General features: G+C 41.6%; 16 protein-coding genes. 10 read left to right on the top strand and 6 right to left on the bottom strand.

What is annotated here, in order from left to right:
- Nucleotides 1-13: 13 nt before the first annotated feature.
- The 5 genes from FLL46_RS18925 (at nt 14) to FLL46_RS18905 (ending at nt 11,075) form a co-directional block, all read left to right on the top strand.
- The gene (locus FLL46_RS18925) at nt 14-439 is read left to right on the top strand and encodes a PaaI family thioesterase (protein WP_142932905.1); all 426 of its coding nucleotides are present in this window, start codon (nt 14-16) and stop codon (nt 437-439) included.
- Nucleotides 440-872: 433 nt separating this feature from the next.
- Nucleotides 873-1,631, top strand: a complete 759-nt coding sequence (locus FLL46_RS18920; RefSeq protein WP_142932904.1) for a metallophosphoesterase family protein — start codon at nt 873-875, stop codon at nt 1,629-1,631.
- Nucleotides 1,632-1,694: 63 nt separating this feature from the next.
- Entirely contained in the window at nt 1,695-2,501 is an 807-nt protein-coding gene (locus FLL46_RS18915) for a 4'-phosphopantetheinyl transferase family protein (protein WP_142932903.1), read from the top strand.
- A 119-nt stretch (nt 2,502-2,620) separates the two neighbouring features.
- Nucleotides 2,621-6,262 carry an AAA family ATPase gene (locus FLL46_RS18910; RefSeq protein WP_142932902.1) on the top strand — a complete coding sequence of 1,214 codons (3,642 nt, stop codon included), beginning with the start codon at nt 2,621-2,623 and terminating at the stop codon, nt 6,260-6,262.
- 1,147 nt (nt 6,263-7,409) lie between these two features.
- On the top strand, nt 7,410-11,075 hold the full coding sequence (locus FLL46_RS18905; RefSeq protein WP_142932901.1) for a beta-ketoacyl synthase N-terminal-like domain-containing protein: 3,666 nt from the start codon (nt 7,410-7,412) through the stop codon (nt 11,073-11,075).
- A 93-nt stretch (nt 11,076-11,168) separates the two neighbouring features.
- On the opposite strand, the gene FLL46_RS18900 is transcribed toward FLL46_RS18905, so the two are convergent.
- The gene (locus FLL46_RS18900; RefSeq protein WP_210418759.1) at nt 11,169-11,807 is read right to left on the bottom strand and encodes a response regulator transcription factor; all 639 of its coding nucleotides are present in this window, start codon (nt 11,805-11,807) and stop codon (nt 11,169-11,171) included.
- 39 nt (nt 11,808-11,846) lie between these two features.
- Nucleotides 11,847-12,986, bottom strand: coding sequence for a sensor histidine kinase (locus FLL46_RS18895; RefSeq protein ID WP_142932900.1), 1,140 nt, complete (start codon nt 12,984-12,986; stop codon nt 11,847-11,849).
- Nucleotides 12,987-13,175: 189 nt separating this feature from the next.
- Between FLL46_RS18895 and FLL46_RS18890 the strand changes: the two genes are divergently transcribed.
- The 5 genes from FLL46_RS18890 (at nt 13,176) to FLL46_RS18870 (ending at nt 18,128) form a co-directional block, all read left to right on the top strand.
- Nucleotides 13,176-14,084, top strand: coding sequence for a MipA/OmpV family protein (locus FLL46_RS18890; protein WP_142932899.1), 909 nt, complete (start codon nt 13,176-13,178; stop codon nt 14,082-14,084).
- Between the two features lie 296 nt (nt 14,085-14,380).
- A complete protein-coding gene (locus FLL46_RS18885; RefSeq protein WP_142932898.1) occupies nt 14,381-15,205 on the top strand; it encodes a DUF5996 family protein in 825 nt (274 codons plus the stop codon).
- 65 nt (nt 15,206-15,270) lie between these two features.
- Entirely contained in the window at nt 15,271-17,262 is a 1,992-nt protein-coding gene (locus FLL46_RS18880) for a thiamine pyrophosphate-binding protein (protein ID WP_142932897.1), read from the top strand.
- Between the two features lie 236 nt (nt 17,263-17,498).
- On the top strand, nt 17,499-17,726 hold the full coding sequence (locus FLL46_RS18875; protein WP_210418758.1) for a ribosomal protein L7/L12: 228 nt from the start codon (nt 17,499-17,501) through the stop codon (nt 17,724-17,726).
- A 66-nt stretch (nt 17,727-17,792) separates the two neighbouring features.
- Nucleotides 17,793-18,128, top strand: a complete 336-nt coding sequence (locus FLL46_RS18870; protein ID WP_142932896.1) for a nuclear transport factor 2 family protein — start codon at nt 17,793-17,795, stop codon at nt 18,126-18,128.
- A 20-nt stretch (nt 18,129-18,148) separates the two neighbouring features.
- Here the strand turns inward: FLL46_RS18870 and FLL46_RS18865 are convergent, their stop codons facing one another.
- From FLL46_RS18865 to FLL46_RS18850, 4 genes are all read right to left on the bottom strand, one after another.
- Nucleotides 18,149-18,889: an aspartyl/asparaginyl beta-hydroxylase domain-containing protein gene (locus FLL46_RS18865; protein WP_142932895.1), complete on the bottom strand. Its 741-nt coding sequence runs from the start codon at nt 18,887-18,889 to the stop codon at nt 18,149-18,151.
- Between the two features lie 107 nt (nt 18,890-18,996).
- Nucleotides 18,997-20,343: an efflux RND transporter periplasmic adaptor subunit gene (locus tag FLL46_RS18860; RefSeq protein WP_168204236.1), complete on the bottom strand. Its 1,347-nt coding sequence runs from the start codon at nt 20,341-20,343 to the stop codon at nt 18,997-18,999.
- Nucleotides 20,336-23,587, bottom strand: coding sequence for an efflux RND transporter permease subunit (locus FLL46_RS18855; RefSeq protein WP_142932893.1), 3,252 nt, complete (start codon nt 23,585-23,587; stop codon nt 20,336-20,338). The genes FLL46_RS18860 and FLL46_RS18855 overlap by 8 nt, the downstream gene beginning before the upstream one ends.
- 3 nt (nt 23,588-23,590) lie before the next feature.
- Nucleotides 23,591-25,264, bottom strand: a complete 1,674-nt coding sequence (locus tag FLL46_RS18850) for a cyclic peptide export ABC transporter (protein WP_142932892.1) — start codon at nt 25,262-25,264, stop codon at nt 23,591-23,593.
- Between the last annotated feature and the right edge of the window lie 79 nt (nt 25,265-25,343).

Below are 25,343 nucleotides of genomic sequence, written 5' to 3'. Positions count from 1 at the left end.
AGGAAAGTAAGAAGTGAGTCATTTTTTAGAAAAGGGTAGAGAAGTCTTAAACTCGCAACCATTTAGTTGTCTGTTGGGAACTGAACTTACCGGCTTATCTGAAGGAACAGCGGAACTCTCGCTGCCAATCCGCGAAGAATTAAAACAAAGCTACGGATTTGTTCACGGCGGTGTAGTCAGTTATTTGGCAGACAACTGTTTAACATTCGCCGCTGCCACAGTCTTGGGCCATTGCGTGACTTCAGAGTACAAAATTAACTACCTGATGCCGTCTGTCGGTGAAAAGCTCGTCGCCAAATCAACAGTGTTATCATTTGCTCTTCGGCAGGCTGTCTGTGAATGTAAGGTGTACGCCATTAAAAACGGAGAACATTCATTAGTCGCGGCTGCGCAGGGGACTATTGTTAAAGTAGAAACAGATTCAGTGATGAAAAACTGATTTTTTTCTCTGAAGCGGCCATCTTTTCCCCTCTCCTTTGAAGGAGAGGGCCAGGGAGAGGTAGAAAGTTTTTATTGTTTGAGATTACGTAGAAAAAGAGTTTTCTATCTCCCTGAAGGAGAGGGAGTACATCCATTCTCACTAAATTCTGTAAAAAATCACTAATCTCTTTAAGAGCTTGCATTACAGCCGAATAATTAGGAAAATAAAGCGCCTGATATAAAATATTTGTAGCCTGTTAAGTCGCGTTTTGAAAGCGATTAGTAACATAATTAACGCATTGTGAGATTTTTGCCGTCACGTCAAAATGCTGGTTCTATATTGAAAGAAATGAATACTTGAAGAAAAACGAATTAACGGGCGATGACAAGTATTTTTGCATCAATGGGAAATAAGAAGAATTTAAATGGATTGTCAATAAAGAGTAGGATGAATGAGAGTTTTTGTGGTATCTGACATTCATGTCGATTATTCGGAAAATAAACAGTGGTTGGTGGATATCTCGAATGAAGATTATGTCGACGACATTTTAATTGTAGCCGGCGATATTACCGACGATCTTAAATTGTTGGATCAGTGTTTTCGAGCACTAACAAAGAAGTTTCTTAAGGTTTTGTTTGTCCCGGGAAACCATGAACTTTGGGTTTCAAGAGATACAACTAGTCATTCTCTTGAAAAGTTTGAATTGATTACTCAAGTCGCCGCAGATAATGATGTGGGGACGCAACCCTATCACAATGAAACCTTATCAATTGTGCCTTTACTAGGATGGTACGACTTTTCTTTTGCGCCATTGACTGAACAATTAGAGAAAATCTGGATGGATTTTCGCGCCTGCGTTTGGCCTGATAATTTACGACCGGCAGATGTCACCGAATATTTTGTCGCAAAAAATGAAGCCTATTTACAGATTACTAATCAAACAGTGATTAGCTTTTCTCATTTTCTACCCCGTATTGATTTAATGCCTATTTATATTCCGCAAGCTTACCGGTATGTTTATCCGGCCTTAGGTAGCGTTTTGTTAGAGAAACAAATAAGAAAGTTGAAACCCGACATTCACGTTTACGGACACAGCCATGTTAATCGGCGGGTCACACTAGAAGGAATAAAGTATGTCAACAATGCTTTCGGTTATCCTTCAGAAGATAGTATTTCAATCAAAAATCTACTTTGCATTTATGAACATTAAACGATTTTACCTGGCCGCCAAAAAAGCGGTTCAACGGTACTTTTAGAAAAGGAATTTTATTATATGATTATCGGCGATCAAGAAGTACATTTATGGCATGTTTATGATGAAGAAATTGTTGAGCCGAGTTTGCTATCACGATACTTTGAGCTTTTAAGTGAAGAGGAGCTTGTACAGCAAAAAAAGTTTTATTTTGAAAAAGATCGGCATCAATATTTAATTACTCGCGCGATGGTTAGATGTGTCCTTTCTTTGTATGATGCCAGTATAGCACCAGACGCATGGACCTTTGATAAAAACGATTTTGGTAAACCTTTTATTAGTAACTCTGAAATCGTTAAACCAGTGCGATTTAATATTTCTCATACCGATAAGTTAGTTACCATAGCTGTTACTTCTAATCAAGAAGTCGGCGTGGACGTGGAGTACTTACCTCGACTTGGAAAAATGTTAGAGATCGCCAACCGATTTTTCTCGCCTAAGGAAACAGAGCATTTATTCGCGTTGCCACCGGAGAAAAGAAAGAATCGCTTTTTTGACTTATGGACTTTAAAAGAAGCTTATATTAAAGCCTGTGGAATGGGGCTGTCGATACCTCTGGATCATTTTAGTTATTCTTTTTCTCAACAAGGGAAAATTACTATTAGCTTTGATCCTGCTCGTCAGGATCAACCAGATAAATGGCAGTTTTGGCAGGTTCATCCCAATGACACCCACAAAGTTTCGCTGGCGATAAAAGATGAAAAAAAAAGCAGCTCGTATCAGATTTCAATGCGAGAGATTATTCCTTTATCAGCGATCAAAGAAGTAACTTATCCGATTGCACATGGCAGTATTATTACCAATAGTGAAACATACTCGACTGTGTAGTCATGTTAATAAAAAACTTTAATATAGTATTGCAATATGAAACCAGGAAACAAAGTTGATGTGTTATCTAGTCGGCTTTGACCTGACAAAGTAAGCTAAAGTGATTGAGAGTGTAAATTATGTTGTTAAGAATAATCGATGTACCAGCTAACGAGAACTCAGAAAAAGCTGAAGACGCTATTCAGATTTTATTAGAGAGTAATAATTCCACTGAAGGCTTTATTACAGAGTCTTATACGTCACCTGTTTACGAAAATTTTTATCAAACGCTTGCATGGTATTTTAGTGATTATCCACTTCAAAACAACCCTGAGAGTTTACAAGAGAGTATTGGTGATCGTGGCGTTGTCGAAAAGGTGATCAAGTTTGGTCAGTATATTGGCGACGAATTATTGGGTGAAGATTATCAGTTAATTAAGATTAAGGAAACGATTGAAGAACAAGGCTATGAGAACTTGGAAGTGCAAGTAGAGTCTGCCAGAATCGATTTTTTTAAAGAGCTTTGGGAAGCTGCGATATTACATGAATCCAGGTACGTTCTATCGGCGGTGGTAAAAGGTTTTCAACGCCGATTTATTCAAACAAATGGTTCTCCAGATTCCTTAAATGATTCGTCGAGTGCTGACTTGCAAAAGGAGTTGGCAGAGCTTCGCTATGAGTTAAAAACAACTCCACCAGTCCAGGATCATGTTTCACAACTTTTGCAAGGAGATACCACGCAGGTTAAAGGTGAATCATCACCTGTTTTTGATGTTGGCCATCAACAAGAAAGTCAACGACAACGAGAAGAGCACCAGCCGCTAAGAGTTTTATATTTTATTTCAAGACCAACAGCGCTCAAATTACCCTATGATAATAGCTGTGTGATCAATTTAAGCTTAAATGCAATTGCGTCCGGTGGTGTCATTGACTACGAATTATGCCATGTAGCGGACAAAGAAAAGTTAATAGAAAGACTGCAGGATAAAAGTAAGCCCGTCCATATTTTTCATTACGATGGTCCAGTTATCTTCGAAAATGAAGAAGCACATTTCCTGTTCAATAACACGCCGAGCAGCCGCATTTCAATAAGTGAACTAGCCGATTCCTTAGTCGAGAATCAGGTCGCTGCATTGAGCGTTGACGCACGTTGCTATCTGGAAAATGAACAAACAATTTCTGCGTCAGCTGGACTTGCGATTATTGCTAAAGAGGCTCATCAGCAGGGATTAGGTAATGTCATCGGATTAGGGCAGGTCGCTAACCCGTGGATTGGAGTACAATGTTTTGAAGCGATTTATTTGCAAATAACTAAAGGTTTAACGCTTGCGCAAGCGGTAGTTGAGGCACGCAAAGCACTGCAGTCTCAGATAGAAACAGAATTAACAACGGTTCAACCGATCCCTTTCCATCCTTGGTCGCTATTGGTTCATTATGGAAGACAATCAGTGACTTTTTTTGAATCGCCTCAAACCTTCGCTGAACAAGATACACCTCAGCAAACTGAATACTTTCGTGAAAAACTATTCGGTTTTCATACAGAAATGCAGCCGCCGATGCTAAAGCAAGTTGGAGATGGTCAGGCACTGCAGTTGATTTCTCAATCGACTTCTCAATTTACCAATCCCCAAATGTCTAATGTTAAGCAGGCGGCTTTAGTTGTCGGCGAAAAAGGTTCGGGAAAAACTCAATTGGCTCATATTGTCAGTCTGTATCTCGCACAAACACAGCAAATTGACTTTGGTTTCTATTTTGATTGTGGTGCCAATCATTACTCGCCCAGTGATATGCTCGAAATGATCGCGCCTGTAATCGCTAATAAAACTCAATCACCAGAACTCTCATTTGAGAAAGTCAAACAAAAACTCGGGGATTATCACTGTTGTTTTATTTTTGATAATGTCGATAAATCAAGTAAGGAAAATATTGCTAAAGATTCTACTAGTGAGGCAGAGCAACAAAGCTTGAACTGTTTTCTACATCAATTGCTGTCTGACGGACATAAGATCGTTATTATTGGCGAGTCTTATGCCGGATTAACGCCAGTAATAGATGAAAACTTAGCCACAGTTAAAATTGAGTTATCACCGCTGCCAATGGTCGAGCAAAAAATGATAGCAGTTGAGAATTTACGTCAGCTGTCACTTTCGAGTTCGGAATTGACGGCCGAAAATCTCACAGCAATTTGCAGCGACCAAGATTGGGAAAAACTCTTGTTGTCACTAAAAGGGAATCCCTGGTTAACTAGAAAAGTGATGCCGTTACTGCAATCTTCTAATGTAGGTGAATTAACCAGTCAGGTTGAGAAACACATTAACGATGAACAGGATAATTCACTGGTAAAGCGATCAAAAATGGCATTGTTTTATCAATGGCAATGGCGTGAGTTAGCACCATTTTGGCAACAGCTACTCGTTTTGTGTAGCGAAACCCGTGGATTGTTGCTTGAACTGATAATGACGGTTACCGATCAAAAAACGCCGTTTGAACCAGCAAAAAACTTGTTTTCGTTATTGGCGGAGAAAAACACAGCAGAGGACATAGACCCAAAAAATGTCAAACTTGCTGAGGGAATAGAACTATGGGAAAGTGCGGGCTTTCTGAGTCGTTTACCCCATGGCCGAATGGTAGACTCAAGGTGTCTGAATTTTTTAGCCCAACAACGAGAAAACTGTGGCTTGAATAATATTAACCAGGAAGAATTACAGTTTCGTTTTAGCCAGATTATTTGTGAGGGAATTCGATTACTGGCACAACATGTCGTTAAACAACCTAATCCAAATATTTCTAATAATTTATTGATCAACCGTCGGTTCTGGGTAAAGCATTTTGAAAATCTTTGGATTAATGATGATTATCGTGGTTTTTTCGGGGTTAAAAATGCCTTCGAACAATTGCTACAACAAGTTAAGCTTGATGGGGAAAGCAGGGCGTGGTCACTTAAGTTGTTGGAGAGTACACCAAAAACTTATTTTACTGATGAACTCAATTTGCAAGAGTCTCCTTCAGATAAAACCGACAGCGAAGGTGCAATAAATAAAAAAATAGCGTGGTTGACATTAGCTTCAAGTGTTATGGGTGAGTCTGAAGCGAAAAATAGTCTACGGCTAAAAGAGGGAGCCCAAGCATGGCAAACCTGGTTTGATAAATTAAGAGAACCAGTGAAGAAATCGGAACTCCTTTTGCTTCAACAAGTCTCCACTTTTCTGCAGCATTTTTACCAGAGCCAGAGCAACTGGAATGATTGCCTCATCGTCGGCACAAAAACACTTTCCATATACCAACAACACGAAGCGTGGCAAGGTGTTATTCAATCCTTAAAGTCGTTGGCAAAGTATTCTTATGAGCTCGGCGATAGTGAACAGGCTTTAGCTTACGAAGATCAGATAATAAATGATATTCCATATGAAAATTCACCACCTGGCTTTAAATTTCAGCAAATGTTGGACATTCTATTTACGAGAGTATCAAGAGGTAAGGCCCAACATTCCCAGCTTCTTTTAGATCAGCTAAGGGAAGCTGATGAGGCAGAAAAATTTGCCGATATGTTAGAAGGTATTCAATGTGATATTCATTTTCAAAATGGAAACTATCCTGCATCGTTACCTTATTATTGTAAAATTTGGGTACGTGCACTCAAATCTAATCAACAGGCGCAAGTCGAACAATTGAAAACCCGACTTATAGAGTTAGAGGAAAAATTGGGGCGCGAACTGTTTAATCAACAATTTGAGAAAGAGGTTCCTGAAGGTACTGTTAGACCGCGAGATTATGTGGGTTAGTTCTGTGCTTTAAATCAATCTCAGATTGATTATTCCAGTTTGCTCCCATCCGATAGCTTGAAATTTAATTTTTAGCTATCGGATGGTAAAGTTTTCGATGTTAATATATTTGATGTCAAAACATCTGGCGTCAAAACACCTGACGTTAAAGTTTCCTTCTTTTCGCGAACTTAATCAATTACAGTATAAATATTGCAATTGCCGCATTAAGTAATTGTTATCAAAACTCCCCGCCGACTTGGTGTTTAATTAATGCCACGCCGATTTTATCCGAAATATTTTTAATTCAGGAAAACTCGAAAAATAGTTGTTCAGATTTTTCAAAGTTAATTAGTGAATACTAATGATTAGAGCCAAACATTTTTTGTAATTCATTTTTTTCTCACTTACATCTTGACAAAAATTATTCTTGTACTTGTTTTTATCTGAGTTTTTAGGTTTTTTAGAAGAGTAAATGCTCGTTAGTCCAAAAAGATATTGGCAAGAGCGACTGAAATTCCAAGATGTTGATGCGTTAATTTAATTGAACTAAGTAGCGGCCTGATAAGCGGCTGGGCATTAGTTTAAGCTGAGTTAGAAAGTATTAGTGATTTGTAATTTTAGATTAGTGTGACTTTGGTTTTTAATAAAAAATTATATCTATTGGAAAAAATTAATAAATATCTCAAACTAATTATTGTTAAAGAGAACAATTCGGTCTATCTTTGCCTCATCAATTAGCGCATGTGTAGTGCACTAATAAAATCTTATAATAACAAAAACAGTAGAACAATATTTACAGGATGGTTTGAAATCTTTCATGTCATAAAACTAATAATTATAAATTGATATGATGTCGGCGTATCTAAATTAAATAACCAGTGTAAGCAAAACTAATTTAAAGGAAGTTAATAATTAAAAACGAAGGACAACTTACAAAGCCTCTTTGTATTAATCATGGTTTCCGCAGTTTTTGAACGATATTTTTTTGACTTCTCTTATAATATTTAAAAAAACAAATCTCATTCTTGAGATGCTTTTTGCAAGTTGGTTGCTGCTTGTACTGATAATGAGTTCTCATCAAGGTTGTAGAGAAGTATGGTTAATGTAAATAAAAAGTGAGTTGCTAAAACATACTGATTAAATTTCCAATGTGGAGGGAATTGAAATGCAAGCAGTCGCCGAGTTTGAAGTTTTAGGAGAAGTCAAAAAGATAGTGGAGTCAACACTGAAAATGCCGCTTGGTAAATTAGATGTTGACGCAGAGTTTGAAAGTTTTGGAATGGATTCCATCATTACAATGGAACTGATGACAAATTTATCTAAGAAATTTGATCTTTCAATTACGCCCGCCCAATTTACTGAAGTTAACACGGTTAATGAACTTGCAAGCACTATCCAAAGAAATCTTGATGACATTGCTGATACTGTTTTCGTGGAGGAAACTTCCAGCGCTCAAGAAGCTGTAAGCATCTCTCAGAATACCAAACAATTAAAAATAAAAAATGGCAGTTCTCAGAATCGTCAGTTAACTCGTCAACAATCTTATCGTTCAGAACACCGCAAAGGAAAAACGCACAGGCCTGTATTTGCCGAAAACCAATTTGATGTACAGAATTCGCGTCCGACATTCAAAAAACTACTTGGTTACATCAAAAAAACATACTCAATCGATCTGACGTATAGGGCATTTGATTCACTTGATGAAATCGTTAGTTTTCTTATCACAGAACATCTTGATGAATTGATATCTCACTATCAACTGTCTGAGGAATTTGAGGTTAATGCAAACCTGGTTGAGGAAACACAAGTTTCTCAAGCTGATGTACTGAACGATCAAAGACAATCATCACAAAAACTTTTTGACATCGCCATAGTAGGCCTGAGCTGTCACTTTCCCGATGCCCCCGATGCCAGGACATTCTGGAATAACCTGGTAACAGAGAAAAACAGTATTCGAGAAATCCCCAAGTCGCGCTGGGACTGGGAAGAACATTACGCCCAAGCGCCAACACCGGGAAAAACGGTGACCAAATGGGGGGCGCTGATTGAAGATGTGGATTGTTTCGACCCATCGTTTTTTAACCTGTCAGCCGATGAAGCCAAAGTGCTCGACCCCCAGGAGCGTTTGTTACTGCAACAGGTCTACCTGGGGTTAGAAGATGCCGGGATAGATGCGGGGCGTCTGCGCGGCTCCAATACCGGGGTGTTTATCGGTTATGAATATGCCGAGTATGAGCAGTACTTAAGAGACCATGCAGGCCAGATAGCGAATGCGCCGCTGTTTAACTCATCGAGTCCGACCTATTACCTGGCCAACCGGCTATCTTACCTTTTTGATTTCTGTGGACCGAGTGAATCGATTAATACCAATTGCGCTTCTTCGGCAGTGGCGATTAACCGGGCTTACTATTCACTGCTGAACCAGGAAAGTGAAGTGGCAGTGGCGGGCGGAGTCTGTCTGAACCTGTTTGTGAATGACTATATCACCGGCTCGCAATACGGGATGTTATCGCCGGATGGGACCTGTGGTGTGTTTGATGATAATGCCAACGGCTTTACCCGGGGAGAGGGGGTTGGTGTGGTGATATTAAAACGCCTGGCCGATGCTGAGCGAGATAACAATCCCATTTACGGGGTGATAAAAGCCTGTCATCAGAATAACCGGGGCGGTGCTAATGACCTGTCGGAAATCAAACATGAAGCGATAACTAGGGTGATAGGGGACTGTTATGACAAGGCAGGTATTAATCCGGAAACAATCGATTATATCGAAGTGGATGGTTACTCAACCAAATGGGGCGACTCGTTTGAGTTTGAAGGGATTAAGAATGTGTTTAAGGGGCAGAAGCCAGGCCATAAACACTGCGCATTAGGCAGTGTAAAAGGCAATATCGGTCATCTTGAGCCGGCGAGTGGTATTGCCAGTGTGATAAAAGTGGCGTTGTCGCTGAAGCACCGGAGATTCCCGGCGACGATAACGAAACGTCAGGTGAGTGACTTTATTGATATCAAGCAGAAATCCCACCCGCTTTATATTGCGGACCGGGAAATCGAGTTTGAGGGCATTCGTGGAGAGCAGGACAGACTCATTCGTGCGGGGGTTAATTCCTTTGCCGATAGTGGGGCGAATGTTCATATTGTGTTGGAGGAGTATGTCACTTCGAAACAAAACAATCATCTTCAACCGGAAACTGCTGCGGTCAATCAGGCGCAGTTATTTATTCTTTCGGCGAAGGACCGGGCTCGACTGGCTGATTATGTTGACCGGTATATTGATTTTCTCTCGGCGGAGTCGGGGGTTGTATTTGAAGATTTAATTTACAGTTTACAGACCGGTCGGGAGGCGATGACGGAAAGATTGGCGGTGATTGCAACATCAGTTGATGATCTGCTTGAAAAGTTAAACTTTGTCAAAGGATCTGGTTTGCTTTCTAAATCTGGTGAGAATAGTGGTTTAAAAGAAAGAGATATTTATTATGGAAGCCTTGAGCAAATTCGTAATAATCCCCTGGTCAATTTGATTACCAAGGATATGAGTGCACAACAAATTGAGTTGAGCATGATTGCTCAACAGTGGCAACAAATCGCCTTACTGTGGACCTGCGGCGCGACTATACCTTGGGCGGTTATTTGGAGAGAACAGAAGGTAACACCTGTTTCCTTGCCTGGATATCCTTTTGCAAAGGAAAAGTATTCGGTGGGAGCTGCAACCACGCCTCAACCTGAATTCTTATTGTCACAAAAGCAACCGGTCAGCAATGATCAGCCGACTGTGTCGGCCGCTAAACAAAAGTATCTTGCTCCACGCAATCATACCGAAAAACAGCTTGTGGCTATTTGGAGCGAAATACTCGATCAAGATCCTGACATGATCGGGATTAATGATGATTTTCTCGAGCTAGGCGGCGATTCAAATTCCGCGATGAAACTTATCTCAATGATCAAAGCTCAGTTTGGTCGATTGTTACCGCTGGATATTCTTTTCACTGCTTCGACCATCGCTACTCTTGCTAAGGAAATACTCAGTGAAAAATCAGACTCCTTTGATATTTTGGTCCCAATTCAAACTGAAGGAGATCGACGACCAATTTTTGCCGTACCTGGGGTTGAAGGTTACACGCTCCCCTTAAGACCGTTAAGCCACGGGTTAGGTGAGCAGCAGCCATTTTATGGTTTACAGGCGATCGGTTTTGACGGAGAGACGCAGCCGGTTGATAACGTCGAAGAAATCGCCAAAGCGAATATTGAAGCATTAAAGGAAGTTCAGGCTGAAGGCCCTTACACATTGTTAGGTTATTCAAACGGCGGCATCGTCGCTTTTGAAATGGCCAGGTTGCTTCAACATGGCGGTGACAAAGTAGCTGATTTAATTTTATTGGATACGCTTGAACCTGGCCAGCAAACTAATGACCAGGCGTCAGAAATTCTGAGAGTGTGCAACAGTATTGAGAGTGTCTATGGACTGAACTTCAATGTTGATATTGAACATCTACGACAACTCCCCGAAGAACAACATGGTCAGTACCTCTATGAAATAATGACGCGTAATGGTTTAGATATTCCGCAAAATCAATTCAACATACTTTTTTCAGTGGCGATGGCCAGTGAGCGGGCGTGTCGTCACTATAAAACTCAAAAATTACCGCACAAAACCGAGTTTTCTTTGTATCGTGCTAGTGAGGAATCTTTGGGCCAACTGGAAGATTATGGTTGGGGGCAGTATTCATCAGAACCAATTCATATTTTTGATATCAAAGCCAGTCACTTTTCGATTGTTGATGACGGACCTGCAAAACAAATTGCGCAGAACATATTACGGCCTGGCGATTAATTACCCGGTATCACCACGAAAATGAACGCCTGTCTTGTTCTATGAACAGGGCAGGTTCGCAGTCCTTTTCTTCAATCGTTTAAATTATCAAACTTAAATCAAACCATTTTCTATTGCCTTTAACACAGCCCGAGTTCGATCACGAACCTGCAGTTTGGCTAAAATAAATGACACCAGGTTTCTCACTGTACCAACAGAGCGATGAATGGCACTGGCGATTTCATTGTTTGAGTAACCTGCAGCGATCAATCGTAACACTTGAATTTCATTTTCAGACAATGGCTCTATGACATCATTTTTATCGGATTTAATGACATCTTTGTGTTCTAGCACTTGATTGGTAATTGCCGGTTGCACCCACATTTTCCCAGCAGCGACTGCATCGATCGCATTAACCAGGTTTTCAAGGGTGACATCTTTGCGCAAGTATCCTTTTGCTCCTAGCTCAAGACAATTTAATACCAACTCATGTTCATCAAAAGTTGTTAAAATTAATGTTGGCAAATTTATTTTGTGGGCGTTGAGTGTTTCCAGAACAGCCAGACCATCCATTCTCGGCATTCGAATATCGAGTAGCATGATGTCGGGTTGATGTTCATTAATTGCGCTTAGCACGCCGGTTCCGTCGTCTAACTGTTCAACCACATCGATATGGTCGGTCAACTGCAACAAACTACAGATCCCCATCCTGACCAAGTTTTGATCATCGACTAATAATAATTTTATCGACATTAAGCTACCTTTTTCCCAAGTTCATTTTTCACCGACTGACTAAATCGAATATCGATACGGGAGTCTAACGGTTAACAAAAACTCCTCGGCCATATTCTCGATATTAAGCTGACCATCAAGATTGTTTACTCTTTCACTCATTCCTGTTAAGCCATTGCCTTTCTTAATCGGGGCCTCCGATAGACCATTATCAGCGATAGTCAAAATTATCTCTTGGCCGGCTAAAGACAAATCAACGGTGCACCTGGAAGCATTGGCGTGTTTTAAGGTATTGGTTATCGCTTCTTGTACACAGCGAAAAATGACTTCCGCTAATCGTGGCTCGGAAATCGATGTTGGTAATTGATAGTTGAGCTCAACGTCCAGGTTAGTGATATCCTGAGTTAAGGTTTTTAAGGCTTCTTCCAGGTCCAGATTTTTATCGGGCCTGATTTCGGAAACCGTCTCTCTAATATCCGACAGTAACAAACCAGTGATGGCTTTGGCCCGCTGAATATGCTGCTGTATTTCAGTTTCCTTAACGTGTGAAGCAACTTCTAACTGTAAACTCAATGCGGTTAAGTGATGACCGATAACATCGTGTAAATCTTGCGAAATTCTTAATCGCTCATCTCGTTTGATTGCGCTGCTTAGAAGAATTTGAGTCGCCTTTAATTCTCTGACTAATTGTAATGATCGGTTTTTGGCGTGTTGCTCGCTGATAAAGCGACTTTTTGTTAACAATGCGAAAAAATTAAATAGTGCATATAACAATATCCCCTGATAAGCATATGGAATTTCTTTTATCACACCATCGATCAACGCACCCGAAACAGGAAATAGAATCGCCGCTGCCCAGGCAAGTTTCTGCCCATAAAACTCGACAATTTGCACAACAATAATAATTGCCAAAATGCCCACTACTGGATATTGGAAAAAGACAACTAATGCAAGAAAAGCTAAAGTTGAGACGATAGTACCAATGTTACGAACTCTAGACCTTTTCGGGTGTTCGAAGTTCACATCACAAGCAAGAGAGCCGATGAGATATAAAATGAACAAGCTGGCCACAATACTAATGTTCGTATTGTTTAAATCGAGAGAACTAATATCTTCACCATTCCAGGCTGAAAACGTCAACAGCGCCACACCTAGCCAGGTGACCAGTCCCAAGTATAATTCTAAAGGTTGTTGCTTCATCTAAAATCGACCAAATACCGCGTGGATGACATTATGCCATATCACTTGTTTCATCAATATAGACAAATGTCACGACGTATTTCGGTTGGGATTTAAGGGAACTATCAAGATTTTCCGTGACATTTGACACCTGTTCCTTAACTACACCCTCGATAAAATTTCCGCGATCACTAACAAGGAAATTGAACTATGCATTTATTAAAACGAACTCAAAAGTATTTATGTATTTTATTATCAATTATTTTTAGCTGCGAGGTGAGAGCGGTTGATGGCTTTGCCACACTTCAAACTATTGACTTAAAAAAAACGAGTATCGCTCAATTTTATGCGGAACAACATCACAACGAAAAAGTTACTGAGAGTGTCAGCTCTGCCAAATTAAAGTCAAAAGTTTCTGATTGGAAAATCAATGTTGGAGGTGGCTTTATCGTTGGGGAGAAACCATGGCGTTCACTTGATGTAGAAGCGGGGGCATTACCTTATTTTCAAGCAATTTATGGCAACTGGCAGTTCGGCGTTAACAATATGGTTTCTTATCACTATAAACCAGGCGATACATTAAGTTTCTCTACCGGCTTGAATTATCGAAACGACGGCTATGATAGCGACTTTTCACCATTGAATAAATTATCTGATCACCCGGTATTTGACGGTTACCAGTCACCCGATGGAGAGCTGGTCGGAAATTTCGGCGTTAAGTTCGGTTTGTTCTCATTGGATGTTACCCAGGATATTTCAGACCGGTCAGATTCGACTTCAGCCAGCGCATCTTTTGATATTCCTCTTTACGCCAACAAACGAGGCTTAATGATAAAAGCCATTGCATCTGCCCATTGGTATAACGACAAATACGTTAACTACTATTATGGAATAAACGAACAACAAACCGATATAAGCGTTGGACGTTTTTATTACCAGACAGATGCTGCAACGAATTATCAACTAGGCCTTAGTGCCGTTGTTCCAATCAATCAAAAATGGGCGATCGTTGGCCAGATATCACGTACCCGGTTGCATGAAAATATTACTAACAGTCCGCTGATCGATAGCGAGTTTCAAGATACCCTGATTGCTATTGTTTCTTATTCATTGCGTTAGTTTCGGGTTAACAATCGAGTTAAAACATGCTGAGCGGATTTCCTGTGAAAATACAAGGGGATCCCTCAACGATTATTTTAACCGCTCTTATTTCAAAGTGATTTATTTCAAAGGACTTTTTTCAAGGTGACTTTTTCAAGGTATCCAGACGACCATAAGAGAATGAACCTCTGAAAATGAATGTCTAAAATTTGCTCAATTGCTGATGTAGGTCTAACTTATTAATAATCAGTGACAGTCAGTAGCATGCTGATTCAAGGATTTAAATTGAGAAAATTAACACGAGGGAATTTTAGATGTCTTTCTACCAGTTTAGCCATTTTCAAAATAACAAATGGCCGGCCACACGCGACGCGCTGCATAGCTACGCAAAGGTTCTTGGTATTATCAGAGCTCAGTTAGTTCCAAAACAAAAGCACTGGTGGCATGTTAGTTTACTGCCGGTTTCCAATGGGTTCTCCACCGGCCCAATTTATCAAAAAGGTGAAATTTTTGAAATCATACTAGATTTGGCTAACTCAAGGGTGATAGTTCAGTGGCACGACTTACTTGAGTCAGTTCCTCTATCGGGACAGTCGGCATCCACATTATTTGTTGAAATATCGGGGTTACTTTTTGTGAGAAAAATCGAAGTATCTGGCAACCCAGAAAAGATAACCGACCAAGCTCATCCAGATTTTGACGTCGATAATGCTGTAAACTTAGCTAAGGCCTTAGGCGCTATTGGTGCCGTATTTCAACAATTCAAAAATGAGCAACGACGAGAAACCAGCCCGGTTCAACTATGGCCCCACCATTTCGATCTTGCTGTTTTATGGTTTTCCGGTCGTCTTGTGCCAGAACAAGATCCCGATGACGAAGAAAACGCAGATGAGCAGATGAACTTTGGATTTTCAGTAGGCGACCAACAAACACCGGAACCTTATTTTTATTTCACTGCGTACCCAACGCCTGAAAATTTTAATCGCATTAGTTTACCGTCAGGCGCGCAGTGGAATGAAGACGGTTGGCAAGGCGTGTATCTTTCTTACTCGATACTTTGTCAACAAAAGGAGCCAGCTGAAAGCCTGCTTGAAATAATGCGAGAAGTCGTCAAATCCGGGGCAAAACTGATGCAATAAAACAGCTGAAATTAACTTGGTTCATTGCATAAGCGCAATTCGATGAGATAGAGGGGAGAGTAATAATGACGGGTAAAAAACAACCGGATCTTGACTGGCACAAAGTGGCAGAATTAGATGATTTACCTGAAGGGCGATGCAAGACGGTGACAGCAGGAACCAAGTCATTTGCGCTGACTCATATTCAGGGGCAGTACACCGCAATGGATAATCGTTGCCCACATCAGGGCGGTCCTTTGGGAGAAGGCTCTATTGAACAGGGAGCCAATGGTGAGTGTTGGTTAAGGTGTCCGTGGCATGGTTGGGATTTCGATCCGATTACCGGCAAGCCGCCCGGTGGTCACGAAGACTCGGGTCAGGAAATTTTCCCCCTTGAAGTTCGAGAGAATGGGGTTTATATCGGTCTGAAAAAAGAAGTGACCAAACCTCGAACAATTTCTGATGTGATGGCGGAAACTATGACTAACTGGGGCGTTAAAAGTGTGTTTGGTATGGTTGGTCATTCAAATCTTGGATTAGCAGACGCTCTCAGAAACCAGGAAGTAAAAGGTAACCTTTCATTTTTTGGCGTACGTCATGAAGGTGCAGCCGCATTTGCGTGTTCCGGTTATGCCAAGGCATCGGGAAAACCGGCGGCGTGTTTGACCATTGCCGGTCCCGGCGCGACTAATTTATTAACCGGTCTTTGGGATGCAAAAGTTGATCGTGCTCCTGTGTTGGCTTTAACCGGACAAATCGACGCTCAAGTTCTTGGTCCGGGAGCGTTTCAAGAAATTGATTTGTCGTCGGCTTTTGAATCAGTTGCCGACTTTAGTCAAACGGTTCTCGACAGTTCTAAACATGGGGAGCTTATGAACCTGGCCTGTAAAAATGCAATTGTCAATCGTACGCCGGCCCACTTGATTTTTCCTGACGACGTTCAGACCATAGGCGCTAGAGAAAACGCATCTGTCGGAGGACCAAAGGGCCGACTGGGCGACACGGCGATAACACCGTCAAAGGACAGTATTTCCCAAGTGCTTGAGATGCTCAAAAAGCACAAGCGCCCGATTATTATTGTCGGATATGGTGCCAAGTATTCTATGGATCAAGTGGTTCATTTAGCAGAAAAACTCAAGGCTCCGGTGTTAACGACATTTAAAGCTAAAGGTCAGCTGCCTGATTCTCATCCGCTCGCCGCTGGCGTACTAGGCCGCTCTGGTACGCCGGTCGCCAGTTGGTTTATGAATGAGTGTGACCTGATTTTGGTGTTCGGTGCTTCTTTTTCAAACCATACAGGGATAACCAACAAACGCCCGATTATTCAGGTTGATTTTGATCAAATGGCACTGGGGAAATTTCATCCCGTCACCTTACCAGTTTGGGGAGAGATTTCGACCACGGCCTCGCTGATTGAGCAACAGCTTAAGATTAATATCGGGACTGTTGATCAGCGAAAAGAGTTAGCCGAACGATGGCAAATATGGCGTGAGGAAAAAACGAGTCGAATGAAAGATGACAGCGGCAAAGGTATTAACTCCGCGTCAATTTTCGATAGCCTGTCACGTTTAGTTCCTGGTAACGCAATTATTGCAGTAGATGTAGGAAATAATACCTATTCATTTGGCCGTTATTTTGAATGTGCGAATCAAAATGTGCTGATGTCCGGTTATCTTGGTTCAATTGGTTTTTCTTTTCCTGCCGCCATGGGAGCCTGGGCAGCTACTCAAGACCTGCAGGAATTAAAAGCGCGCCCGATTGTTTCTGTGAGTGGTGACGGCGGGTTTGGTCAGTACCTGGCTGATTTTACCACTGCAGTAAAATATAAAATGAATATCACTCATATTTTGTTAAATAATGGACAGCTTGGAAAAATTACCAAAGAACAGCGCGCAGCGGAATGGGCCGTTTGGCAAACTTCGTTACATAACCCGAGTTTTTCCTCCTATGCGAAACTTTGTGGTGCCCATGGCGAAAAAGTGACCGACAAAAATAAACTTGATGACGCCGTTATTAAGGCGCTTAATTACGACGGCCCAGCGTTAGTTGAAATTATTTCTGACGCTAACTTGATATAAAAGACAATTGAGTCAATAGTTTTTTTCAAGATCTTTTGCTCCTTCCTTTAACAAAGGAGGGACGGGGAGGATTTGATATCGAAAACCCAATTAACGATCCTCTCAATAAAATGAATAGCAATCATGAAAACTTATCAGGCTTGTCAGTTAAATAATTCAGGGTTTATACTGATGCGCTAGAGTTATTGATTTTCATAACAGTAAAAACGGTATTTAGAATAGCCTTGGGAGTTAAAGTGGATATTGATTTTTTGTGGATAATTGGTGTGTTTTTGGTGGTTTTTTTTCTGTTTAAAGTCGGTAAACCAGGACGTCCTCCGGTATCAAATGTAACCGATCAAGACGTTATTGATGCACTCAAACAGGGACAGAAAATCCAGGCAATAAAGTATTATCGTACAATTCATGGTGTTGGTTTAAAGGAAGCGAAAGAAGCTGTTGAAGCGATGGATATTGAGTCGTAATCCTATCGTTTTAAACGTTTTTAAGAAAGTCATTTTTAAGACAATCGAAAAGGGGAGGTATCAATCATGCAAGAATCAGAGAAATTAGCGCGGGCCTGGATTGATGGTTGGAACGCGGGTAAACCTGATGATATTCCATTAGCAACAGACTTTGTTCATTCAAGTCCCTTTGGTACCGTTTCAGGTAGGGAAAAATATTTAGACTGGGTGCGGCCGTTAGCCGAAAAGAATGTGACCTCTTTAAAGATCATACGAACTGTCTCAAGTGACAGCGAATCCGCAATCTGGTTTGAAATGGGAACACCCAATGGTGTGGTGCAGTGCTGTGATTGGGTGAAAATCGAGCGTGGAAAAATAATCGCGATTAACTCCTTTTACGATGCGACAAATTTACGCGAATAGATTTCAGGCAACAGAATGAACTAATTATCCATCATTTTATAAAATTCCTTCACGACGAATACGAGCGCTTCTCTTTCCGCGTAGGAGACGTCAGGATGCCAGATATCCATTAACAGACAAATTCGCTTTTGCCCTGAACCGTTACTGGCTTCGTGCAGGTATGAATAATCGAAGAGCAAACATTTTCCTTCTTCCCATTGACGAGTTTCATGGGCAACAGTAATCGAACAGTTTTCTGGAATATCAACCGCAAGATGCAAATTAATGGCAAAATTACAGAGATCGCAATGGGGTTTTATCGAGGCGCCAGGGGCTAAGATAGAAAAATGCATTTCCGAGACAGGGCACAACCAGTTTGCGAGTTCGTTCTCCAAAATGTTGTAGCTGGCTGGTAAAATTGATTTTGCCGCGGTATTTTTTTCGCCGTTTCGATAAAGATAAAGGGCAGACCAATCATCCTGTTCTCCCAGGTAATGAACGTAGGGTAACAATAAATCGGAGTTAGATTCGATAGCGCTCCAGATCTCAGATTTTATTTCACTACTAGAGCTTTCCAGCGTTTGAATAAGTTGATGTAGCGGTTTAAATTGCGACGTCGATAACCAGGGAGTCGTCGAGAGTCCCGGCAGTATTAGTCTGGATTCTCTTTGAAGTGGGTCAATAGTATGTTCATTGAGCAACATACTTTCAACTCGTGTGACCGAGTAGGGACCATAGATATGTTTCAGCTCTACCAGTTTTTGTTCAATTTCAGGGGTCATGACGAACGCTCCTTAGGGTACCTGAATTTAACTTTTTATTCGTTATTTTTATTGGTTCACTTATTGTTTGCTAAAGTCTTTAATGACCAGTTGTTATCGCTCAAATGTTAGCGATCAGCCATCAGCGGTTTGTCGTTAATGACACTGACTTTCAAACCTGTTTTGGCGTGGTGAAGTTTAGTGGTAGCAACTTCGAAAATTCTACCTGACTCACTTTTAGAACTTGAGTTTTCTCGATATAAAGCACCGGGCGAAACCAGCATTCGATGCACGCCATTTTCATAGTTGTCACCCACCCAATCAACAGGCATTGCTTTTAACCGACTTGATTCGATCACATAGATTTTATTATTGTTGTAAACGGCTTCAGGCGGCACCGAAATAATGTTGTCTCGCGCGGGTAATTTCATAATTAACTTAACAACTTGCCCAAGTGCGAGTTGGTTACTATTGATGTCTAGCGAAAATAGTCCATCAACGCCTGAACGACCCTGTTTCACCTGAGCCGTTAGTCGCCTGAGTTGCAATGGAATAATCGCTTCCCCAAAATCAACGTGAGCAGTGATTGCCCCATTATTTTCAAGGACAGATTTTACTGCTTGAAGATACTGATTGGGAATATTGGCCCTTAGTTCGAGCGAAGATCGATCAAACAAAGTTAGTAGTTGATTACCGGGTTGTGTCCTTTCACCAACCGACGCCATCACTTTACTAATCACCGCATCATAAGGCGCTTTGATTTTCGTGTAAGAAAAGTCCAGTTGTGCTTTGTTAAGTTGTGCACTGGCTCGCTTGATGTTTGCCCTGGCAATATCAAGCTGATTAATTGAATTGGCAACCAGAACCCTTTGTTGTTCCAGGGAAATGAACTGCGCTTTTGATTCAGATTGACTGGTTGCAAATTGTTCTGCAGATATCGCTTTGGTTGCCAGCATTTTTTCTTTTCGTAAAAGTTTCTCTTGTTCTAATGCGGCTAGTTTTTCTTGATGCGTCAGAATTTTTTTATTGGCTTGTGTTTGAATTTTTAATTTGGCTAACCTGGCCTTTGCCTCTGCAAGATCAGCTTCTTTTTGTTGTAATGCGAGCAAAGCCTCGTCAGTATTTAGACTTATCAAGAGTTCGCCGGCCTTAACGAGTTGTCCTTCTTTGACGTGAACTTTATCGATATTGGCCGGTAACATTGCAGAAATTGTTGAGTGCAATGGTGTTTCGACTCGACCAAACAGTGGCACATAAGGAGAGAAACTGCTCAATTCAGCTTTGATGCTTGCTACTGGCCAGACGGGCTCTTCGATTGGCTTTTGAGTCTGCGCTGTTCCAGAGCTGATCAACAACCAGCTGGCGACTATACCAATAAACAAGAAAACAACACCAATGGGGATTGGTTGTGTTAACTTCGTGAAAACTTGCCGCTCGAATAAGCTTTTCATTTTAACGAAAGTCGATTTACTCAATGCATTCTTCCTCTTTATCCTGTGCAAAAGCATAACGACTTTGCGGTAATGGTAGCGATTTTGGTGTACTCTCGTTGAGAGTGTTTTGATTTGGAGCATTTGGATCTGGAACATTTCGATTTGAATTATTATCAGCAGCTCCATATTCACTATTTTTATTCAACCACCGAAGACTAACTGTTTCTAACATCGATAGTAATGCCGGGATCACTAATAAAATTAACAAGGTGCCATAGATCAAACCGAAGCAAATAACGATTGCCAGCGGCGCCATGAACGCCCCCATTAATGAGGATTCAAACAACATGGGCAAAAGCCCGACACTGGTGGTCAATGACGTTAAAATAACCGGTCGCAATCTTCCATTAACTGCTTGTTCGATCGCGGTGTTAACTTCGATTCCTCGATCCCGATAAATTTTATAGTCATTCACCAGAATGATAGAGTCATTGACTATAACCCCAGACAGTGTGAACAGACCAAGTGTTGATAGTACGCCCAAATTTACTTGAAATAACTGCAAGCCAAATAGCGCGCCAGTCAACGCGAGAGGGATCGCTGACATAACTGCTAAAGGCCATAAATAAGAAGAAAAATTCCAGCACAGGATTACGTAAATTAGCGCCAGGCCAATCACCACCCCCATCAGCAAATCGTTAATAATTTGTTGTTCCGCGCGAGAATTTTCCGACAAGCCATAACTTAACTGATAGTCCTTAGTTATTTTCGGTACGACATTTTCTTCAAAATCAGACAGTATCGACATCGGTGTGTTTTCACGGTTGTCGACATTGGCCACAATATTCACTGCGAGTTGGGCGTTATGATGCTGGATCACTTCAAGGCCACGCTGACTGCTAATTGTTGCCACGCTGGAGAGAGTAACCATTTCACCGCTTTGAGTTCTCACTGGAAACTGGCCTAGCTGAAATAAGTTGGTGATTTCGGCTTCGGGTAATTTAACCAGAACTTCAATTTCTTGATCACCCTGGTTAAATATTTGTATACGCACCCCGTTATAAGCAGAGTAAATTTGTTGACCAATTGCCGCGGCAGTCAACCCAAGCTCGCGTCCTTGTGTATTAAGACTAAAAATCCATTGTTCTTTACCGTAAGGCAAGTCGTCATTAACATCACGCACGCCGGGATAACTGGCTAAAATACTTTTGACTGCTTCAGCTGCCGATTTTAAGTTTGCGAGATCATTGCCTTGAAAATAGATTGAAATATCTGAGCTGAAATCATCGCCAACTTTTAACTGAAGGGATTCGATCAAGGGGCTCTTGGGAAGTAGTTTGCGCCAAGCTTCAGCAAATTGATTAACGTCGACATCACGACTGTCTGGAGAAGTGAGTTCAACCAAAACTTGATTGTATGCTTGCCCTCTTTTTTTCTCACGTGTAATTGTCGCCATTCCTTTTGAAATCACGTGACTGAGGATAATTTCATCGCCGACATCTTGTTCCGCGAGCAGCATTGCATTTTCAATATCGCTGATAAGTTTGTTTACCTCGTGTGCCTTGGCAGTGCTTGATACCTTTAAATTAGCTTCGATGTAGTCCTGTTCAAAAGAGACGATCAATTCCGGTTTGATATGGCCGCTAATTAATAACGACAGGGCAAATATAAAAGCGGCTAACGCGACACATAGAGTTGCAAATCGAAATGCTAAGGCCCGCCGCAGAAGTGGAAGGAAATAGTGTTCACGAAACCGTTTAAACCAATGCTCTACCTGAAGCCGATAGGCGGCAGTGGGCTTTGATTGTTTTCGGCTAAAACTGTTACGCAAGTGTCCCGGTAAAACCAGGAAACATTCCACGAGCGAAAAGACAATGATGCACGCCATTAATATCGGCACTTCACGCATTGCGCCGCCATCGACGATCATTAATGGAATGAACGCTGCCAATGTCGTCAGCGAAGAAGCCATTACTGGCGAAAACATTCCCTTCGCGCCAAAAGTTGCTGCGCGTACGGGACTATCGCCCTGATCAAGCAGCGTTTGAGTCCTTTCGCCAACGACGATTGCGTCATCGACCACAATACCCAATGCCATGACCAGACCGACCATACTGAGAACATTAATTGAACCGCCGCAAAAATAAAATAAAGTGAGCGCCGCCAGAAACGATAGTGGAATACCGAGCGCTACCCACCAGGCAACTCGAGTACTTAAAAACAAAAATAAAGTCAGCATGACCAGCACTAAACCAAGAACGCCGTTCTCCAACACCAGGTCAATTTGCTGTTGGGTAAATTTCCAGGTTTCCAAAAATGTTGTGATCTCTATTCCAGAAGGAAGGTTATTTTGTGCCTCGGTCTTCCATTGTTGAACGATAGCAGCCGCTTCTAGTGTATCGGTTCCCGGTGCGCGTAATACACGCATCCAGATAGCGGGCCGGGAGTTTTGGCTGGTGGCTACCGAGTCGTCGCGATACTGATTGTTTATTTGCGCAATATCTCCGAGTAAAACCAGTTGCTGGTTATCGCCGGTTTGAATGGGCAGGCGGTTAAAACTTTCAACATTTCTGCGCTCATCGAGGCTACGCAACTGTCGAGCACTTTCTCCTTTTCCCGCTGCACCGGCAGGTGCATCTGTGCTGGCAGATTTGATACGCGCCGAAATCTGTACCAGCGACATTCTCAAATCGAGCATTGTCTGACTGCCGACCTGGATAACCATTTCCGATTGGGGTAGAGAAATAAATTCAACTTTGTCGACTCCGCGGCTCAGTAAATCCCGCTCAAAGGATTGTGCCAGCGGTGCAAGTTCAGACACAGTTGCAGATCCTGTCACTAGAATGTCGGTAACTCGTTCATAGCGAACATAAGGTCGAATTGAAGCGGGTTCCATGTCTGCCGGTAAATGACGAACTTCTGCGAGCCCTTGTTTGACTGCGTCAAGAGATTCGCTGTTGTCACTTCCATTAACAAAGTCAAGCTGGATGGTAACCATACCATTGCGAGTACTGGAGCGTATTTCTTGCAAATTTTTCACCTGACGCAGTTGGTATTCGATAGGTCGCGTTATCATCCTTTCGATGTCTTCTGCGCTCGCGCCGGGCCATTCGACCGAAACATTAATGCTGTTGTAAGTTTGACTGGGGTTGAGCTGCGTATTGATTTGCGACAAGCCCCAGAAGCCGAGTAATATCATGATAACCATCATCATATTGGGTGCAACGGGGTGTTCAGCGAACAACCGAATCAAGTCAAGTGAGCTATTAGGCCTGGTTGTTTTCATCGTTTATTGCGCCGACACAGCCTCAGTTTTTCGAGCACTACTTTTCGTTTTTTTACGGTGATCGTGTTGCTCTTGAATACGGCCTAAATCGAGTTTGATCAATCTGTCACAATAAGACCAATAGCGATCGTCATGGGTAACTGCAATCACTGCTTTTCCGGCAGCTTTTAATTCTGGCAAAATCTCTTCGTAAAAATAACGTCTAAAGTGAGCGTCTTGATCGGCAGCCCATTCGTCAAAAATATAAATATCGCGATCGTCAAGAAGCGCCATAATCAGCGCCAATCGCTTACGTTGCCCGGTGGATAACTGCAACGTGGAAAAACGACCATCAACAAAATTGACTTTGCCGGTTAGTTCCATCTTATCGATCAATTGTTGAACTCTATTGTCGTCAACATCAGTAAGCCCATAAAATTTGTCGAATAAATGAAAGTCAGTAAATATCACCGCGAACTGTTCTTTTAGCTGGTTAAGATTAACAGGACTGATACCCATCTGGTTTAATTGAATGGTGCCGCTTTGCGGATGATAGAGGCCGCAAAGTAGTTTTAATAAGGTTGATTTTCCGCTGCCGTTACCGCCTGTGATAAATAAAATTTCGCCGCGGTTGATTACCAAGTCGATCGGGCCAACAGAAAATTGTGAATTGTCGTTATAACAAAAAACGACGTTATCTAATTGTAACTGGTTAAATTTTGGTTTGGAAAAAACATCGTCTTTAGCTGTTGGTGATAAAGTCTCTTCGTGTTTAAACTGTTTTTCCAATTGATAAATTCTTTCCAGAGACGAGTTCGCTCGTTCTATTGTTGGCACGCCTTCGAGTATGAGTAGAAGGGGAGTGAGAATAAATAGCACGGTGGCGACCAGTTTACCAACCAAACCACCGCTCGGATCGGCAAGTAGCGGCAGCGCAAAAACAATCGCGCCCAATAGTGTGTACATAAACAAATGTGAAGATAAAATGGCCCAGGAGGCGCTGACGCGATTTTCTACTTTCAGACGCTCTGTTTCCTCCACATGTTGCCGGTATTCCGCATAAATCGCATCGCTTTTAGCCTGGTTTAATTTGATTTCCTTAAAACCATTAATTAAGTGATCAAGACGGGAATAAAGTTTGCCTTCTTCGTCACCGAGGCGATGATAGTTTTTCTGTAGAATCTGTTGTAACTTAGCAATTAATAAGTAAGTAATTATGATTGAGCCAACGACAATAAAAAATGCCAGCGGCGACAACCAGGCAACATAAGAAACACAAAATAATAGTAATATCGACTGCTGTATCGCGGAAATCAACATGTCGGCTGAATTAGAAACCAACGCAATATCCTGAGATAGGGCTATATTGATGTCTTCTTTGCCGATACCTTCAACTTGCTTCAGATCGGCCGCACGAATACGGTCTAATATTCGTAATCGAATGGCCAGTAACTGACGCTCCACCACCTGAGTCACCTTGATGTTAAGGGAGCGCGTGCCGAGTGCAAAAATAAACATCGCAAGCCCGTAAAATATGAGATCTTCACGCACATCCCTTTGATTAAAAGCGACCTCATTAATAATTCCGAGTAGGGCGATGCTGGCTATTCCGGTAAGAATAACCATCACGCCGATGTGTCCATATAACACTCGGGCTTTTTCTTCTTTAAAGAAGTGAATTATTCCCGGCTTTTCCATTTTTTCTCCTGATTTTTTACACTTAAACTCAATGGCGCTGTTATTTCTCTAGCATTTTTTAGCCGATTAATTAACCGGT

The sequence above is a fragment of the Aliikangiella coralliicola genome, from assembly GCF_007004725.1.
Classification (GTDB): Bacteria; Pseudomonadota; Gammaproteobacteria; order Enterobacterales; family Kangiellaceae; genus Aliikangiella; species Aliikangiella coralliicola.
This window is presented reverse-complemented; position numbering and strand designations above follow the sequence as displayed.